This is a genomic window from Novosphingobium sp. BL-S-24, from assembly GCF_055521575.1.
The window spans coordinates 1,403,236-1,418,796 of the sequence record NZ_CM145488.1 but is presented as its reverse complement, the minus strand read 5'-3'; the positions used below and the strand labels follow the sequence as shown (position 1 = coordinate 1,418,796).

The following is a 15,561-nucleotide window of genomic DNA, read 5'->3' as shown; positions in this document are numbered from 1 at the left end:
GCGATGCCAGCGAGTACCGAAAGCACTGGCATCGATAGCGCAACAGAAGGGCGGGAAATACGAAGCATGTCGGAACCATGTCGCCGTGCCCAGGTTGTGCGCAAGCAATTCATCGCAGCGACAGGTCGCATCCTTGAAGATCATACGCTAAAAGGGCACATCATGTTCGCGCCAGCACCTTCGTATGCCGGCTGCGAAAAATCCCAAGGGCATCAAGCAGGGTCCTCGGCATCCAATCGGCAGGTTTCAAGGAAATATGGTGAGTTTCAAGCGGTTTGCTCCTGGTGTCATCTCGGCGATAACGATCATGTCTCTGGGCGTGCAAACTGCCCAGGCGCAAAAGATCAAGACCGAGATGCCGGAGGACCTTTTGCCCAGGCCCGTTCCGAGCGCACCGCCGGCACCCGTTCCGTCGCGCACACCTGCGCCGGTTTCTCCCGGCGTAAACGGCGCCGCGCTACCGGCTGCGACCTCCACCCCGGTCGTGCAGGACGTGGTCGTGACCGAACCGGTGATGGCATGGACGCTGGCCGATGCGCAGGCGCTGTTGAAGACCATCGACTACATCGGAAAGGAAGGGCTCCGGCCCGCCGATTACCAGCCCAGCGCTCTCAAGGCGGCGATCGCTTCCGGTGAGGGCGATGCGTTGAACGTCCTCGCGAGCCGGGTGTTCGGGTGGTTGATTGAAGACCTTCGCGATGGCCGGACCCCTATGGAAGCGCGTGTCCAGTGGTTCGCGATTGACCCGGATCAGGACGTGATGCCCACCGCTCAGGTCATGACGCAGGCGCTTGCTGATCACAACGTACCCGGCGTCGTGGACATGCTGGCCCCCACCAACCCCGATTACGCGGCGTTGAAGGCCGAATACAATGCGACGCCGACAGCATCGAAAGCGCGCCGCGCGCTGATTCAGGCGAACATGGACCGGTGGCGGTGGCTCGCTCGCGATCTCGGGCCGGTCTATCTGATGACCAATGTGCCTGAATTTCAGCTGCGCCTCGTCGTGAAAAACAAAATTCTGCGCACGTACAAGACCGTTGTCGGCAAGCCCGGCCGGACCGCGACGCCGCAATTGGCTGAAACGGTAAGCGCGGTAGTCTTCAACCCGACATGGACCGTGCCGCAATCGATCGTCAAAGGTGAAGGGCTGGGCGCCAAAGTCCTGAACAATCCGCGGTGGGCAGCGGCCAACAACTATAAGGGGCGTAAGAACGCCGACGGTACGATCACCGTCGTCCAGCAGCCGGGGCCGAACAATGCGCTTGGCCTGATGAAGATCGACATGCCCAACCCGCATGCGATTTACCTGCATGACACCCCGTCAAAGCAGTATTTCAATTCAGACGTACGCGCGTTCAGCCATGGCTGCATTCGTACCGAGCGGGCGGTCGAACTGGGAATGACGATGGCGATCCTGGGCGCGCAGATGCCGGCGGCCGATGCGGCGGAACTGTCTCGCGCAGGCGAATACAAGAAAGTGGAGATGACGCGGACGTTCCCGGTCTATCTTACCTACTTCACTTTCGCCCGTTCCATCGACGGTACGTTGCAGTCCTTCAACGACATTTACGGGCGGGATACGCCGGTATTGGCCAGCTTCCAGTCGGCGCGCGAACTGAAGACCACTCAGCGCGCCAGCGAAGAAGCAATCATCAAGCTGGATAATCCCCTCTGACGATCTGAACCAGCGCGCTGCGATGAGCAGCGCGCTGGTTCAGAAGCCTCGGATGACATTTAGGAAGGCATCGCCATACGCATCCAGCTTGCGTGTGCCGACGCCGCCGATCCGTCCCAACTCGGATAGCGAGGCAGGGCGCGTGCTGGCCATTTCCCGCAGCGTTGAGTCGTGAAATACGACGTACGGTGGGACACCGGCATCCTGAGCCAGAGATCGACGCAATTCGCGTAGGGCATCGAACAGCGGATCATCGATGGGATTGGCAACCTGATCGCCACCGCGCCCGCGCCGTTTGCGCTCGGTCTTCGGAGGGATGACGATAGCAACGGCGGCTTCACCTTTCAGGATCGCTCGGGCATCGCCGGACAGCGCAAGTCCGCCATGCTCCGTGGGCACCAGGCTGCCGCGGGCTTGCAGCGCCCGTGCCAATGGCTTCAATAGCGGCCTGTCTTCGTCGGTCAGGATGCCGAAAACGGACAGTTGATCGTGGCCCCGCTGCAGAACGCGATCATCGGCAATGCCGCCCAGGACTTTCTCCAGATGACCAAGCCCATAGGATTGCCCGGTACGATAGACGGCCGACAGCAGCTTGCGGGCAAGGTCGGTGACTTCGACGACGCCAACCGGGTTGATGCAGTTGTCGCAGTTGCCGCACGTCGGGGGTGGGTCCTCACCGAAATGGCGCAGCAGTACGGCCCGGCGACACGCCGCCGTTTCGACCAGCCCCGCCAGCGCGTCCAGCCTCTGGCGTTCGCTCTGCTGGCGATGCGGCTCGATCTCTGACAGGCGTTGACGCGCCCGCGCAAAATCGTCGGCACCCCATAGCATGACGGCGACTGACGGGTCACCGTCACGACCGGCGCGCCCTGTTTCCTGATAATACGCTTCGATGGATTTCGGGATGCCGGCATGCGCGACAAACCTTACGTCGGGCTTGTCGATCCCCATGCCGAAGGCGACGGTGGCGACCATCACCATGTCTTCGGAAGCAACAAAAGCCGCTTGGTTGCGGGCTCGTACGTCAGCGTCCAGACCTGCGTGGTAAGGCAGCACCCGCCGTCCTGTGGCCGCAGCGAGACTTTCGGCGAGTTGCTCTACCCGGGCGCGTGTTGGCGCGTAGACGATGCCGGGGCCGGGGTTTTCCTCCACGACCGCCTTGATCTGCCGCAGAGCGTTTTCACGCGGTCTAATCGTATAGCGGATGTTGGGCCGATCAAACCCAGCGACGATCAGGCCTTCCTCGGGAATCCCGAGCTGGGTCAGGATGTCGCTGCGCGTATGCGGATCGGCTGTGGCCGTCAGCGCCAGACGCGGCACGTGCGGGAACGCGTCCAGAAGGGGGCGCAGCAGGCGATAGTCGGGACGGAAATCGTGGCCCCATTCCGAAACGCAGTGGGCTTCGTCGATTGCGAACAAGCCGACGCGTGCGCTCGTCAGCAGGTCACGGAAATACGGCTGGCTGGCACGTTCGGGGGCGATATATAGCAGGTCGAGCTCACCGGCTCTGAACGCATCCAGCGTCTGCCCCCGGTCATTGTCCGCGCTGGTCAGCGTAGCGGCGCGGATGCCGTTGGCCCGGGCAGATCGCAACTGGTCATGCATCAAAGCGATGAGAGGCGAGACGACGACGCAGGTGCCCGGCAACAGAACCGCCGGCAACTGATAGGTCAACGATTTGCCCGCGCCGGTCGGCATGATCGCAAGAGTGGACCGGCCATTCAGAACCCGATCGACGACCTGATCCTGTACGCCGCGAAACCCGGAGAAACCGAAGACGTCATGTAGGGCGCTGGATACCGCCTCGGCATTCGGGGGCGGGGCGGGTGTCCAGTCGACATCAGCGGCGTAGGTGTCGACCATGTCGGGGTCGGGTTCACCGTAGAAAGTCGTTTCGAAAGGCCAGTCGTCTTCGTTCACGCCGCCTCTATGGCAGAGCCTACCCCCGCAGGGAAACCATCCTGCGGCGCTATCCTCCGCTTTCGCGGTATGGCGACCGAAAGTATCAGTCCAGATTGGGGCGGAGCCACCTTTCGGCGATGGGCAGATCGACGCCGCGACGCACGGCATAATCCTCAACCTGATCGCGCCCAATGCGCGCCACGCCGAAGTACTGGCTGTCCGGGTGGCCGAAATAGAAACCGGACACGGCGGCAGTAGGCAGCATCGCCTGGCTTTCGGTCAGTACGATCCCTGCGTTATCCTGCGCGCGCAGCAGATCGAACAGGATAGGCTTGAGCGAATGGTCCGGGCAGGCGGGGTATCCCGGCGCGGGCCGAATGCCGCGATATTCCTCTCGGATCAGGGCTTCGTTGGTGAACTGTTCGTCCGGGGCATAGCCCCATAGCTGCGTACGGACGTGGGCGTGGAGGCGCTCGGCAAAAGCCTCCGCAAAACGGTCCGCCAGCGCTTTCAGCAGAATGTCCGAGTAATCGTCGTGAGCGGCCTGGAACCGGGCGAGATGCGGCTCGATGCCGTGTATGGCGACGGCGAAACCGCCCATCCAGTCGCCAGCCGGGTCAATGAAGTCGCTAAGGCAGAAGTTGGCGCGGCCGCGGGATTTCTTGACCTGCTGGCGCAGGAACGGCAGCCGCGTCCCATTGTCGAGCACCACGTCGTCGCCCTCAGCGCGGACCGGCCAGAAGGCGCAGACACCACGGGCGGTCAGCCAATTTTCATCGATGATCTTGCGGAGCATCGCCTGAGCATCGGCGAAGAGGTTTGTCGCGCTTTCGCCGACGACTTCGTCCTCCAGAATCTTCGGATAGTTTCCGGCCAGTTCCCAGGCGCGGAAAAAGGGCGTCCAGTCGAACGTTTCGGCAAGGTCCGCGAGGTTCCATTGATCAAACACATGCAGGCCGGGCTGCACGGGAGCCGCCGGTTTGAGGGTGAAGTCGGCGGGAAAAGCGTTCGCGCGCGCGTCTGCCAGGGGGAGCAGATCGTTCTGCCCTTTGCCTTCGCGGGCCTCGCGCACTTTGGCGTAGTCTATAGAAACCGACGACTTGAAGCCGTCTGCCTGCGTGTCCGAAAGCAACTGCGAGGCGACGCCAACCGCGCGGCTGGCGTCGAGGACGTGGATGACGGGGCCGGTGTAGGCCGGATCGATGCGCAGCGCGGTGTGGACCTTGGAGGTGGTCGCCCCGCCGATCAGCAGCGGGATCGTCATTTCCGCACGCTGCATTTCCTCGGCCACGGTGACCATTTCGTCCAGCGACGGGGTGATGAGCCCTGAAAGACCGATGATGTCCGCCTGATTCTCGTTCGCCGCTTCCAGAATCCTGGGCCAAGGCACCATCACGCCAAGGTCGATCACTTCGTAGCCGTTGCACTGCAGGACCACGCCGACGATGTTCTTGCCGATGTCGTGCACATCGCCCTTCACCGTCGCCATGATGATGCGGCCCTTGGCCTTGGCTCCGGCTTCCTTCGATGCCTCGATGAAGGGGATGAGATGCGCCACGGCCTTTTTCATGACGCGCGCGGATTTCACGACCTGCGGCAGGAACATCTTCCCGCTGCCGAACAGATCGCCGACGACGTTCATGCCGCCCATGAGCGGCCCTTCGATAACCTCGATCGGGCGGCCTCCGGCAGCGTCGATCATCGCGCGCGCTTCCTCGGTATCCTCGACCACGTAGGCGTCGATGCCCTTGACCAAGGCGTGTTCGAGGCGCTTCACCACGTCCCATCCGCGCCATTCCTCGGCGGCCTTTTCGGCGACGGTGTCCTTGCCCTTGTAGCTTTCGGCAAGGTCGATCAGCCGTTCGGTCGCGGTCTTGCCGTCTTCGCCCACGCCGGGGCGACGCATGAGGATCACATCCTCGCACGCATCGCGCAGGACCGGGTCGATCTGGTCGTAGACGTCAAGCTGACCGGCGTTGACGATCGCCATGTCCAGCCCGACCGGGATCGCGTGGTAAAGGAATACCGAGTGCATCGCCCGGCGGACGATCTCGTTGCCACGGAAGCTGAACGACAGGTTCGATAGCCCGCCCGAGAAGTGGACGTGCGGGCAGGCGGCGCGAATTTCGGCCACCGCTTCGATGAAGTCCAGACCGTAGCGGTCATGCTCCTCGATCCCGGTGGCGACGGCGAACACGTTAGGATCGAAGATGATGTCTTCGGGCGGAAAGCCGATTCCGGTCAGCAGCGCATAGGCGCGCTTGCAGATTTCGATCTTGCGCTCCTTGGTATCAGCCTGGCCCGTCTCGTCGAAGGCCATGACGACCACGGCGGCGCCGTAATCCATGCACTTGCGCGCGGCGTCGAGGAATGGCTCCTCGCCCTCCTTCATGGAGATGGAGTTGACGATCGGCTTGCCGGACACGCATTTCAGGCCCGCCTCGATCACGTCCCATTTGGAGCTGTCGATCATGATCGGCACGCGCGCGATGTCCGGCTCGGCGGCGATCAGCTTGAGGTAGGTGGTCATGGCCTCGACCGCGTCGAGCAGGCCCTCGTCCATGTTGACGTCGATGACTTGCGCGCCGTTTTCGACCTGCTGGCGCGCGACCTCGATTGCCGCGGGATAGTCGCCCGCCATGACCAGCTTCTTGAACCTGGCCGAGCCGGTGACGTTGGTCCGCTCACCGATATTGACGAAACGCGCGCCGGAGGATGCTGTCGAAGTCATTGTCATTCTCTATGGATCAGAGGGTCTGTGCGCGGCGCAAGGGCCGGGCCAGCACGAAATCGTCGTATGTCTTGCCGCCAACGTCGAAGCGGCGGGTGCCGATCTTTTCGAAGCCGTTCTTTTCGTAGAACGCAATGGCGCGCATGTTGTCCGCCTTGACGCCGAGCAGCAGCCGTTCGGCATCGCCTGCTTCGGTGACGGCATGGTGCAGGAGCGCCCCAGCAATGGAGTGGCCCTGAAAGCGCGAAAGCAGGTAAATGCGCTTTAGCTCAAGATCGCCCGGGCGCGCCAGGTCCAGTTCCGGCGGGCAAGTGAGCGCATAGCCAACGGGCGCGTTGCCTGGCTCGATTTCAACCAGCCAGGCCCTGGCCCCGTTGGCGAGATAGGACCGGTAGCTGTCGGCCGAGTTCTTGTGAAGGCAATGCGCCACGATCCCGGCGCCGTCGATCAGCCCCGCGAACGTCTCTAGAAACGTCGCGGCGCCGATCAGCGCCAGGGTCTCCGCATCATCCGGGCCAGCCGGGCGGATACGCCAGAGGGGAGCGTCGGTCATGCGGCGATCGATCAGGAAGCCATCAGGAACGGTTCCAGCCCGGCGAGGCGGGTGATCGGCTCCAGCGTTGGCAACGGGCGCGCGGGCATTCCCGCCACTTTGCGGGCAATCGCCGCGATGTGGGCCGGGGTCGAACCACAGCATCCGCCCAGCACGTTGACCTGACCGGCGACCGCCCATTCACCGACGAAGCCTGCGGTGGTGTCAGGCATCTCGTCATATTCGCCCAGTTCATTGGGCAATCCGGCATTGGGATAGATCATGATCAGCGTGTCGGCGGTTTCCGACAGCGTCTTGACGTGCGGCCGCAACTGAGTGGCTCCGAACGAGCAATTGAGGCCGATGGTGACCGGCTTTGCGTGACGCACGGCATGCCAGAACGCCTCTACCGTGTGGCCAGACAGATTGCGGCCTGACAGGTCGGTCAGCGTCATCGACAGCATGATCGGCACGTCGCGGCCAAGTTCCTGTTCCAGCAGGCGGACGGCCATGATCCCGGCCTTGGCGTTGAGCGTATCGAACACGGTTTCGATCAGGATGAAGTCGGCCCCGCCTTCGACCAGCGCCGCGGCCTGCTCCTTGTAGACATCGACCAGCGTATCCCAGTCGATCTCCCGATAGCCCGGATCGTTGACGTCGGGGCTGAGCGACAGGGTCTTGTTCGTGGGTCCGATGGCACCGGCGACGAAGCGGGGGCGGCCGTCCTTCGCCTGAAATTCATTGGCAAGACGGCGAGCGAGGCGCGCGGATTCGACGTTGATTTCGCGCACCAGATGTTCGGCGCCGTAATCGGCCTGGCTGATGCGATTGGCGGAAAAGGTGTTGGTTTCGGCAATGTCTGCCCCTGCCTCGAAATAGGCGCGGTGGATTGCCTCCGGCACTTCGGGCTTGGTCAGCGCCAGAATGTCGTTGTTGCCCTTCTGGTCGTGCGTCAGCCCGAGCGTACCGGCATAATCGGCTTCGGACAGCTTCCAGTTCTGGATCTCGGTGCCAAACGCGCCATCGGTGATGAGAATACGCTTGGCCGCTTCGGCGAGGAATGTGTCGCGCGCGTTCATGCCGCCGTCTCCTTGGGTCGCAGGCCGAGCAGCTGGCAGATCGCATAGGTCTGCTCCGCCCGGTTGAGCGTGTAGAAATGGAAATCGCGCACGCCGCCTTCATAGAGACGCTTGCACAAGTCTGCTGCCGCCACCGCCGCGACGAGCGCGCGGGGGCCGGGGCGATCATCCAGCCCGGCGAACATCGTTTCCAGCCAATCGGGCACGAGCGTGTTGCCGCTCATGCGCCGGATTGCGGCGAAACTCGTCACCGGCATGATGCCCGGCAGGATCGGCGCGGTGATGCCCGCGGCCAGCGCCTTGTCCAGAAACCGGAAGTAGGCGTCGGTTGAAAAGAAGAACTGCGTGATCGCGCGGTTCGCGCCCGCGTCCAGCTTGCGCTTCAGGTTGTCCAGATCGTCCTCGGCGCTTACGGCCTCCGGGTGCATCTCCGGGTAGGCTGCCACCGAAATCTCGAAATCATGGCGCGATTTCAGCCCTTCGACCAGCGCAGCCGCACTGGAATAGCCGTCTGGATGGGGCGTGAAGCGCCCGCCGTCGGCTGGCGGCGGATCACCGCGCAGGGCAACGATGTGGCGCACGCCCGCTTCCCAATACTGATCCGCGACCTCGGCGATCTCGTCCTTGCTGGCTGCGACGCACGTAAGGTGGGCAGCGGGCACCAGCGCCGTTTCGCGCACGATACGCGAGACGGTGGAATGCGTACGTTCGCGGGTGGAGCCGCCCGCGCCATAGGTCACCGACACGAAGCTGGGGTCGAGCGGGGCCAACTGCGTGATCGCGTCCCATAGCTGTTCTTCCATCTTTGGCGACTTGGGCGGGAAGAATTCGAAGGACACGGAAATGTCGCCCGGCAGGCCACCGAACAAGGGTGCTTCTGCGGGGCGTTGGGCAGCGGTCATGTCAGGATGGTCTCTCGGCTGGCGATGTCGGTGTCGGATGAGCGGCGGGCGGTCCAGATCTTCACCGTCAGCGGATCGCCGGGAAGAGTGACCGGGGCGGACGGTTGCAGGCCTGCAGTACTCAGCAGGGTCAGCATCTGGTCGTCGGAAAAGCCAAGGCGGGCGTGGGCGTGGCGTTCACGCAGTTCCTCCCGCTCATGCGCGGCAAGGTCCACCACCGCGATGCGTCCGTCATGGCGCAGGACGCGGGCGGCCTCGGTCAGCACGGCGCCGGGGTCCTGCGCGTAGTGCAGCACCTGATGGAACAGCACGGTGTCGAACGCGTCGGCGGCGAAGGGCAGGTTCAGAAAATCACCCTGGACCAGATCGACTTTCTCCGCCGGCAACGATTGCAGCCGGGCGCGTGCGATCCGTAGCATTTCCGGGCTCTTGTCCAGCGCGGTGACGCGGCCCGCCTGAGCGGACAGGACTTCGGCCATGCGCCCGGTGCCGGTGCCGACGTCCAGCAAGGCCCCCAGCGGTCGTGCTTCCAGAGAGGCGAGAAGGGCGGCCTCCACCGGCTCATCCGCGCCGTGCAATTGCCGAAGCGTGTCCCACTCCACCGCATGGCGGGCGAAATACGCCTGCGCGCTGGCTTCCCGCGCATCGCGAATGGCGGCAAGCTGGCGGCGATCTTCGGCGCAGCGTTCGGAAAACTCCGCGTCGTCGCGTTCGGCGATGCGCAGCAGCCGGGCGGCGGCAGTGCCCATGGTCGGTGCGCCGTCCTCGCTCACCGCGCTGCGCAGGAAGACCCAGCTGCCTTCCTTGCGCCGCTCGGCAAGGCCAGCGTCGCACAGAATGCGGATGTGGCGCGAGACGCGGGGCTGGCTTTGATCCAGCACTTGCGCCAGTTCGCCGACCGCCAGCTCCATGTGCGCGAGCAGGCGCATGATGCGCAGGCGCGTCGGCTCTGACAGAGCACGAAGGAGGGGGTCGATCTGCATGACCGGTCATATAAAGATATCTTTATATGTTCGCAAGCCCACGAAAACGGCGGGTTTGCGCCATATTCATTGGTATTTGCGTTGCACCATGCTCTCGTCTAAGAACGGCGCTGCAGGCTTGCCTGCACGCGTTGGCCTATGGGCCAAACAATGCAAGGGGATTCACATGAAGAAGATTGCTTTCGCGGCGTTCGCGTCGGTTGCCGCTCTGTCGCTCGCTGCCTGTGGCGGCACGCCGGCTCCTGAAGCCACCGAGTCGGTTGAAACCACTCCTGAAGAGCTGATGACCGGTGACGCCACCGACGTACCGACCGAGGCAGCGTCCGAGGCCATGTAATCGGCTGAGGGTTGCGCCAGCCTTTATGGCCGGCCGGCCCCACCGCTTTCTGCCGTTCTTCGGAACCTGCGGAAAGTCCGTCCCAGGATGGACAGAAACCCTCCCGATCGGGAGGGTTTTTTGTTTCCATAAAGGGCCTGAGCGTCGCGCTATTTGTCCTGCGTCTTGCGGACGGCGGCTATCACTTGCGACGAAGCGGCAATGCCGACCGGGGCCGAAGGCTTGGCCTTCGATGTCTTGGGCTTGCGCACTTCGCGATTACTGCGCTTCTGGGACTTGGCCATTGGTGGTCTCCACGGTTTGTAGGATATCAGTCAGATGAGGGGCATCTTTCGGCAGAGCCGATGTCACCATGGCCCTCGGGCGCGATAGAAGGGAAAGCGCTTCACCACGCCTTCCACCAGATGGCTCTTGAGCTTGAGGCGCATGGTTTCCGCCCCTTCCTCCCTGGTGCAGACCAGGTGCGTTCCGCCCGATGGCAGGGATTCGATCGCGCTGACCGACACGCCCAGCTTGGCGCACATGGCGGCCACGTCTGCCTCCGGCAAACTCACGTTCATCGCCCGGCTCACTGGTTGAAAACCAGCGCGTAAAGCGAGTGCGAAAGGGGGATCGTTGCGTCCATCGGCAAGCTCCACTGCGTAAGCGGGAGCATGATGGCTCTCAGTCGGGACTGCCTACGGCGTCAATGTCCACGATAGGACTGATATGGGCGTCACAGCGCCTATAAGCAAGCGACCACTGCGGCGCGCTCAGCGAAATTGACCTGCCGCACGCAGGCCCGTAACGCGCCGGTATGACAGTCACTCGTTTCGCCCCGTCGCCTACCGGCACGCTCCATGTCGGCAATATCCGCGCCGCGCTCCATAACTGGTTGCTGGCCCACAAGGCCGGCGGGCGGTTCCTGCTGCGCATAGACGATACCGATGCGGCGCGTTCCAAAGAGGAATATGTCGACGCGATCAGGACCGACCTCGCCTGGCTCGGCCTTACTATCGATGGCGAGGAACGCCAGTCTTCCCGCTTCGCGATCTACGAAGACGCGTTTGATCGCCTTCGGGCCGAAGGCAGGGTTTATCCGTGCTGGGAAAGCCCGCAGGAACTGGAGCTGAAGCGCAAGGTCCTGCTCGGGCGTGGGTTGCCGCCGATCTACGATCGTGCCGCCCTGTCGCTGAGTGAGGAGGAGAAGGCTGCGAGGATCGCTGCCGGAGACCTTCCGCACTGGCGCTTCCTGCTGAACCGGGATGAGGCGATCGAGTGGGATGATGGCATTCGCGGACCTCAGAAATTCGATCCTGCCCAGATGAGCGACCCGGTGATCCGCCGCGCGGATGGGTCATGGCTTTATATGCTGCCATCCGTGATCGACGATGCTGCGATGGGCGTCACGCAGATCCTGCGCGGCGAAGATCACGTGTCCAACACAGCCACCCAATTGCAGATGTTCACCGCGCTCGGCGCCCCGATCCCGGCCTTCGCGCATGAGGCGCTGCTGGTCGGTACGGAAGGCAAGCTGTCGAAGCGCCTCGGGTCCCTGGGCGTGGCGCACTTCCGCGAGATCGGCGTCGAGCCGCAGGCTCTGGTGGCTTTGCTGGGCCGGTTGGGCACAAGCGATCCGGTCGATCCGGCGCTCGGGCTTGAGGGGCTGGCGGCTAGTATCGACCTGTCGCGCTTCGGGCGCGCACCGGCCCGGTTCGATGAAGCCGAACTGGAACGGGTCAACGCGGCTGTCGTCCATGGGTTGTCGTTCGACGCTGTACGCGATCGCCTGCCCGGCGGTATGGACGACGCGGCGTGGGAAGCGATACGCCCCAACCTGACGCGGGTCGAGGATGCCGGGGATTGGTGGCAGGTCGTCACTGGTCCGGTCACCATACCAGCGATGAGCGACGAGGACCGCGCCTTTTGCGTGCAGGCTGCCGAGGTCGTGTCATCCGTGGCGTGGGATGACGGCGTCTGGAAAACGCTGACCAACGCGTTGAAAGAAAAAACCGGCCGCAAGGGCAAGGCGCTGTTCCTGCCATTGCGCCAGGCTCTCACCGGCATGGATCACGGCCCGGACATGGGCGCGCTCTTGCCGTTGATCGGTCAAGACAAGGCGCGGGAGCGATTGCAGTCAGTCGCCTGATCATCTTGCGCAATAAAATTGTGGTTTACACCGCTACCGCTTGTCGCTAGTGGCGCGGCCATGTTCGCCAAGCCGATCATTATTATTACCCCGAAACCGACCGTTATTGCGCGGTCGGTGTCGGTGGTGTGCATGATCTAAAGCCACACCCGGACATCGACCCCGCATTACGGCAGGCGGGGATCTTCAACTTGAAAGACACGAACCTCGCACTGCTCCCCAGATAGGAGACGCATAGCCATGGTTCAAAAGTTTGCCCCCGGTCAGAAGCTCAATGTCGGCGTCGTCGGCGCGACCGGCCTAGTCGGTTCGATGATCCGCGAGATCCTTGCCGAACGCAATTTCCCGCTCGCCAGCCTGCGCCTGTTCGCGTCCGCTCGCTCGGCGGGCAAGGAACTGGACGGCGTGGTCGTGGAAGACGCTGCAACCGCTGACTTTTCGGGGCTGGACGTCGTGCTGTTCTCGGCCGGCGGATCGACGTCGAAGGCGCTGGCACCCAAGGCCGCTGCGGCGGGCGCCATCGTGATCGACAACAGCTCGGCGTGGCGTTCGGACCCCGAAGTGCCGCTGGTCGTGGCGGAAGTGAACCCGCACGCACTGGCGAACCTGCCTAAGGGTATCGTCGCCAACCCTAACTGCACGACGATGGCCGCCATGCCGGTCCTTCGCCCTCTGCACGAGGAAGCGGGCCTCAAGAAGCTGGTGGTCTCCACGTATCAGGCGGTATCGGGCGGTGGCCTGGAAGGGATCGAAGTCCTCGCCAGCCAGATCGATCATGTCGGCGGCAAGAGCCGTGACTTGGCCAGCGGCGATGCTGCGGGTCTGCTGCCTGCGGCTGAAAAATGGGCAGTGCCGATCGCCAACAACGTGGTGCCGCTGAACTACGTCTATGCCGAGGACGGCTACACCGAGGAAGAGATCAAGCTGCGCGACGAAAGCCGCAAGATCCTTGAAATCCCTGGCCTCCCGGTGTCCGGCACTTGCGTGCGCGTGCCCGTGTTCACGGGCCATTCGCTGTCGATCAACGCGGAATTCGATCGGGCGATCAGCCCCGAGCGTGCTTTGGAACTGCTGGGTTCGACTGTCGGCGTCGTCGTCACGGAAGTGCCCAACCCGCTGGATGCCACCGGCAAGGACCCGGTGTTCGTAGGCCGCGTGCGCCGCGACCCTACGGTGGAGCACGGTCTCGCGCTGTTCCTCTCGAACGATAATCTGCGCAAGGGCGCCGCGCTGAACGCGGTGCAGATCGCCGAAGTCCTGCTGGGCTGATGCGGTGGGCGAGCGGCCTGAGGCGGGCCGCTCGCCATGCCTGCCTTACTCCAGGAACCAGCCGTGGCTGGCGACGAGCGCCTGCCCGGTCAAGGCATTGGTGGGGAACGCGGCGAAGAACAGAGCGACTTCGGCGATGTCCTCGACGGTCGTGAATTCGCCGTCCACCGTCTGGCCCAGCATCACCCGCTGCACCACCTCCTCTTCGGAGATGTTCAGCTCCTTGGCCTGTTCGGGAATCTGTTTGTCCACCAGCGGCGTGCGTACGAAGCCGGGGCAGATCACGTTGGTGCGCACGCCTTTCTTGCCGCCCTCCTTGGCGATCACGCGCGACAGACCCAGCAACCCATGCTTGGCAGTGACGTAGGCGCTTTTCAGCGGGCTGGCTTCCTTGGAGTGGACCGATCCCATGAAGATCACCGATCCCGAGCCTTGCGCATACATGTGCGGCAGGACCGCCTTGGACGTCAGGAACGCGCCGTCGAGATGGATCGCCAGCATCTTTTTCCAGTCGCTGTATTCGTACTTCTCGACCGGATTGACGATCTGGATGCCCGCGTTGGAGACGAGCACGTCGACCGTGCGCCAAGCCTCTACAACTTGCGCGACACCGGCATTGACCTGATCTTCGTCGGTCACGTCCATGGCCACGGCCATCGCGGTGCCGCCCGATCCTGATATATCGTCAGCGGCTTTCTGCGCCGCCTCAAGATTAAGGTCGGCGATGACCACTTTCGCTCCTTCCGCCGCGTAGCGATCCGCGATCGACTTGCCGATGCCGCTGGCAGCGCCGGTGATGATGCAGACTTTATCCTTGAGCTTCATGCAGCTTCTCCGTTGGCATGTGATGCTATCGGGTTGTTTACGCGGTCACCGGCCAGATCGAACGTCACGATCTCATCCGGGCTAAGGCTGCGGTTGACCCAATCCGGGTGATGCAGGGATTGCACGGCATCGAAATGGCCGCAGCCCCAGTGTTCGTCCACCGTCTGGCGGGAAAATTCGTAGTCCTTGGAGTTGCTTTCGTAGCCATGCGCACGATTGATCAGATGCATCACGGCGACCGCCCCGGCGGGCTGGCAATCGAGAAGACGGGCAAGGTCCGGATCATCGGCGAACCCTTCCGGCAGCTTGCGCGCGAGGCGCTTGGCTGCAGCGCGCATCTTCTGCAGGGCCTTGGACATATCGGTATTTAACCGGGTGCGGCTGGAATAGCGGATGTCCTTTTCGCGCTGGGCGATGTCGGCCATCGTTTGCGGCACGATCCCGCGCGAACTGAACAGATCGACCTGGTAGATCGTCATTTCATCGGGGCTGCGATTGTCGAGCACGTACTGCAGCGGGGTGTTCGAGACGAGGCCGCCGTCCCAGTACCATTCTCCGTCGATCTCGACCGGCGGAAAGCCCGGTGGCAAGGCGCCGCTGGCCATGATGTGCTCGGGAATGATCGTGCGTTCGGTATTGTCGAAATAGGCGAAGTTGCCGTTGAGCATGTTCACCGCGCCCACGCTGAATCGCATTTCCGCCCGGTTCAGCCGGTCGAAATCGACCAGATCGAGCAATGTCGCGCGCAGCGGCGTGGTGTCGTAATAGCTCAGGCGATCGAGGTTGGCGGGCCACTCCGGCAGCGGTGTGGGCAGGCGTGGGGTAAAGAACCCGGGGGAGCCGAACATGGCGGTGTACTGCGCCGAAACTTCGTTCATCGCGCGGCGCGCAAAGCCGATCGGCTCGGCAAGACGGTACGGCAATTCCCGCGATACCATGTTCCAGAAACGGTGAAGGGCCGGAAGCCGATCTTCAGGGGCATTGCCGGCGATGATGGCGGCGTTGATCGCACCGATGGAGATTCCTGCCACCCAGTCGGGCTCCACGTTCGCATCGGCCAGGGCTTCGTAGACACCGGCCTGATACGCGCCCAAAGCCCCACCGCCTTGAAGAACCAGCACTGTATGGGGTTCGGTAATCGGGGATTTCATGAATTTGCCTCGATCGGAGTGAATGCTGCAGTGCAACAACTGGT

Annotated in this window: 14 protein-coding genes; 4 read left to right on the top strand and 10 right to left on the bottom strand. The window is 63.2% G+C overall.

The genetic code is table 11. The features are described from left to right. Positions 1–256: 256 nt before the first annotated feature. Positions 257–1,678, top strand: coding sequence for a L,D-transpeptidase family protein (locus tag ACZ1JM_RS12010; RefSeq protein WP_465132635.1), 1,422 nt, complete (start codon positions 257–259; stop codon positions 1,676–1,678). A 39-nt stretch (positions 1,679–1,717) separates the two neighbouring features. Here ACZ1JM_RS12010 and recQ read toward each other — a convergent pair whose 3' ends face one another. From recQ to ACZ1JM_RS11980, 6 genes are all read right to left on the bottom strand, one after another. Beyond that, positions 1,718–3,598 carry a DNA helicase RecQ gene (gene recQ, locus ACZ1JM_RS12005; RefSeq protein WP_465132634.1) on the bottom strand — a complete coding sequence of 627 codons (1,881 nt, stop codon included), beginning with the start codon at positions 3,596–3,598 and terminating at the stop codon, positions 1,718–1,720. A gap of 85 nt (positions 3,599–3,683) precedes the next feature. Further along, positions 3,684–6,311: a methionine synthase gene (metH, locus tag ACZ1JM_RS12000; protein WP_465132633.1), complete on the bottom strand. Its 2,628-nt coding sequence runs from the start codon at positions 6,309–6,311 to the stop codon at positions 3,684–3,686. A 16-nt stretch (positions 6,312–6,327) separates the two neighbouring features. Then, entirely contained in the window at positions 6,328–6,864 is a 537-nt protein-coding gene (locus tag ACZ1JM_RS11995) for an N-acetyltransferase family protein (RefSeq protein ID WP_465132632.1), read from the bottom strand. Between the two features lie 11 nt (positions 6,865–6,875). Continuing rightward, positions 6,876–7,922, bottom strand: coding sequence for a homocysteine S-methyltransferase family protein (locus tag ACZ1JM_RS11990; RefSeq protein WP_465132631.1), 1,047 nt, complete (start codon positions 7,920–7,922; stop codon positions 6,876–6,878). Beyond that, positions 7,919–8,824, bottom strand: a complete 906-nt coding sequence (gene metF / locus ACZ1JM_RS11985; protein WP_465132630.1) for a methylenetetrahydrofolate reductase [NAD(P)H] — start codon at positions 8,822–8,824, stop codon at positions 7,919–7,921. Before metF ends, ACZ1JM_RS11990 begins: the two co-directional genes overlap by 4 nt. Beyond that, entirely contained in the window at positions 8,821–9,807 is a 987-nt protein-coding gene (locus ACZ1JM_RS11980; RefSeq protein ID WP_465132629.1) for an ArsR/SmtB family transcription factor, read from the bottom strand. The genes metF and ACZ1JM_RS11980 overlap by 4 nt, the downstream gene beginning before the upstream one ends. Positions 9,808–9,973: 166 nt before the next feature. Between ACZ1JM_RS11980 and ACZ1JM_RS11975 the strand changes: the two genes are divergently transcribed. Next, positions 9,974–10,144, top strand: a complete 171-nt coding sequence (locus ACZ1JM_RS11975) for a hypothetical protein (protein WP_465132628.1) — start codon at positions 9,974–9,976, stop codon at positions 10,142–10,144. A gap of 149 nt (positions 10,145–10,293) precedes the next feature. Here ACZ1JM_RS11975 and ACZ1JM_RS11970 read toward each other — a convergent pair whose 3' ends face one another. Both ACZ1JM_RS11970 and ACZ1JM_RS11965 read right to left on the bottom strand, forming a co-directional pair. Next, a complete protein-coding gene (locus tag ACZ1JM_RS11970; protein WP_465132627.1) occupies positions 10,294–10,428 on the bottom strand; it encodes a hypothetical protein in 135 nt (44 codons plus the stop codon). A gap of 63 nt (positions 10,429–10,491) precedes the next feature. Beyond that, the gene (locus tag ACZ1JM_RS11965; RefSeq protein WP_465132626.1) at positions 10,492–10,704 is read right to left on the bottom strand and encodes a hypothetical protein; all 213 of its coding nucleotides are present in this window, start codon (positions 10,702–10,704) and stop codon (positions 10,492–10,494) included. A gap of 236 nt (positions 10,705–10,940) precedes the next feature. Here ACZ1JM_RS11965 and gltX point away from each other — a divergent pair, with 236 nt between their 5' ends. Further along, a complete protein-coding gene (gene gltX / locus ACZ1JM_RS11960) occupies positions 10,941–12,272 on the top strand; it encodes a glutamate--tRNA ligase (protein ID WP_465132625.1) in 1,332 nt (443 codons plus the stop codon). Between the two features lie 240 nt (positions 12,273–12,512). After that, the gene (locus ACZ1JM_RS11955; protein WP_465132624.1) at positions 12,513–13,541 is read left to right on the top strand and encodes an aspartate-semialdehyde dehydrogenase; all 1,029 of its coding nucleotides are present in this window, start codon (positions 12,513–12,515) and stop codon (positions 13,539–13,541) included. A 45-nt stretch (positions 13,542–13,586) separates the two neighbouring features. Here the strand turns inward: ACZ1JM_RS11955 and ACZ1JM_RS11950 are convergent, their stop codons facing one another. Then, complete coding sequence (locus tag ACZ1JM_RS11950; RefSeq protein WP_465132623.1) at positions 13,587–14,366, bottom strand: 3-hydroxybutyrate dehydrogenase; 780 nt, start codon at positions 14,364–14,366, stop codon at positions 13,587–13,589. Next, the gene (locus ACZ1JM_RS11945) at positions 14,363–15,517 is read right to left on the bottom strand and encodes a patatin-like phospholipase family protein (RefSeq protein ID WP_465132622.1); all 1,155 of its coding nucleotides are present in this window, start codon (positions 15,515–15,517) and stop codon (positions 14,363–14,365) included. The genes ACZ1JM_RS11950 and ACZ1JM_RS11945 overlap by 4 nt, the downstream gene beginning before the upstream one ends. Positions 15,518–15,561: the final 44 nt, after the last annotated feature.

Bases quoted from the DNA above. Each gene is read 5' to 3' on its own strand.
- ACZ1JM_RS11970 (WP_465132627.1), bottom strand. From the start codon at position 10,428: ATGGCCAAGTCCCAGAAGCGCAGTAATCGCGAAGTGCGCAAGCCCAAG.
- metF (WP_465132630.1), bottom strand. From the start codon at position 8,824: ATGACCGCTGCCCAACGCCCCGCAGAAGCACCCTTGTTCGGTGGCCTG.
- metH (WP_465132633.1), bottom strand. From the start codon at position 6,311: ATGACTTCGACAGCATCCTCCGGCGCGCGTTTCGTCAATATCGGTGAG.
- gltX (WP_465132625.1), top strand. From the start codon at position 10,941: ATGACAGTCACTCGTTTCGCCCCGTCGCCTACCGGCACGCTCCATGTC.
- ACZ1JM_RS11945 (WP_465132622.1), bottom strand. From the start codon at position 15,517: ATGAAATCCCCGATTACCGAACCCCATACAGTGCTGGTTCTTCAAGGC.
- ACZ1JM_RS11990 (WP_465132631.1), bottom strand. From the start codon at position 7,922: ATGAACGCGCGCGACACATTCCTCGCCGAAGCGGCCAAGCGTATTCTC.
- ACZ1JM_RS11965 (WP_465132626.1), bottom strand. From the start codon at position 10,704: ATGAACGTGAGTTTGCCGGAGGCAGACGTGGCCGCCATGTGCGCCAAG.
- ACZ1JM_RS12010 (WP_465132635.1), top strand. From the start codon at position 257: ATGGTGAGTTTCAAGCGGTTTGCTCCTGGTGTCATCTCGGCGATAACG.
- ACZ1JM_RS11980 (WP_465132629.1), bottom strand. From the start codon at position 9,807: ATGCAGATCGACCCCCTCCTTCGTGCTCTGTCAGAGCCGACGCGCCTG.
- ACZ1JM_RS11995 (WP_465132632.1), bottom strand. From the start codon at position 6,864: ATGACCGACGCTCCCCTCTGGCGTATCCGCCCGGCTGGCCCGGATGAT.
- ACZ1JM_RS11955 (WP_465132624.1), top strand. From the start codon at position 12,513: ATGGTTCAAAAGTTTGCCCCCGGTCAGAAGCTCAATGTCGGCGTCGTC.
- ACZ1JM_RS11975 (WP_465132628.1), top strand. From the start codon at position 9,974: ATGAAGAAGATTGCTTTCGCGGCGTTCGCGTCGGTTGCCGCTCTGTCG.
- ACZ1JM_RS11950 (WP_465132623.1), bottom strand. From the start codon at position 14,366: ATGAAGCTCAAGGATAAAGTCTGCATCATCACCGGCGCTGCCAGCGGC.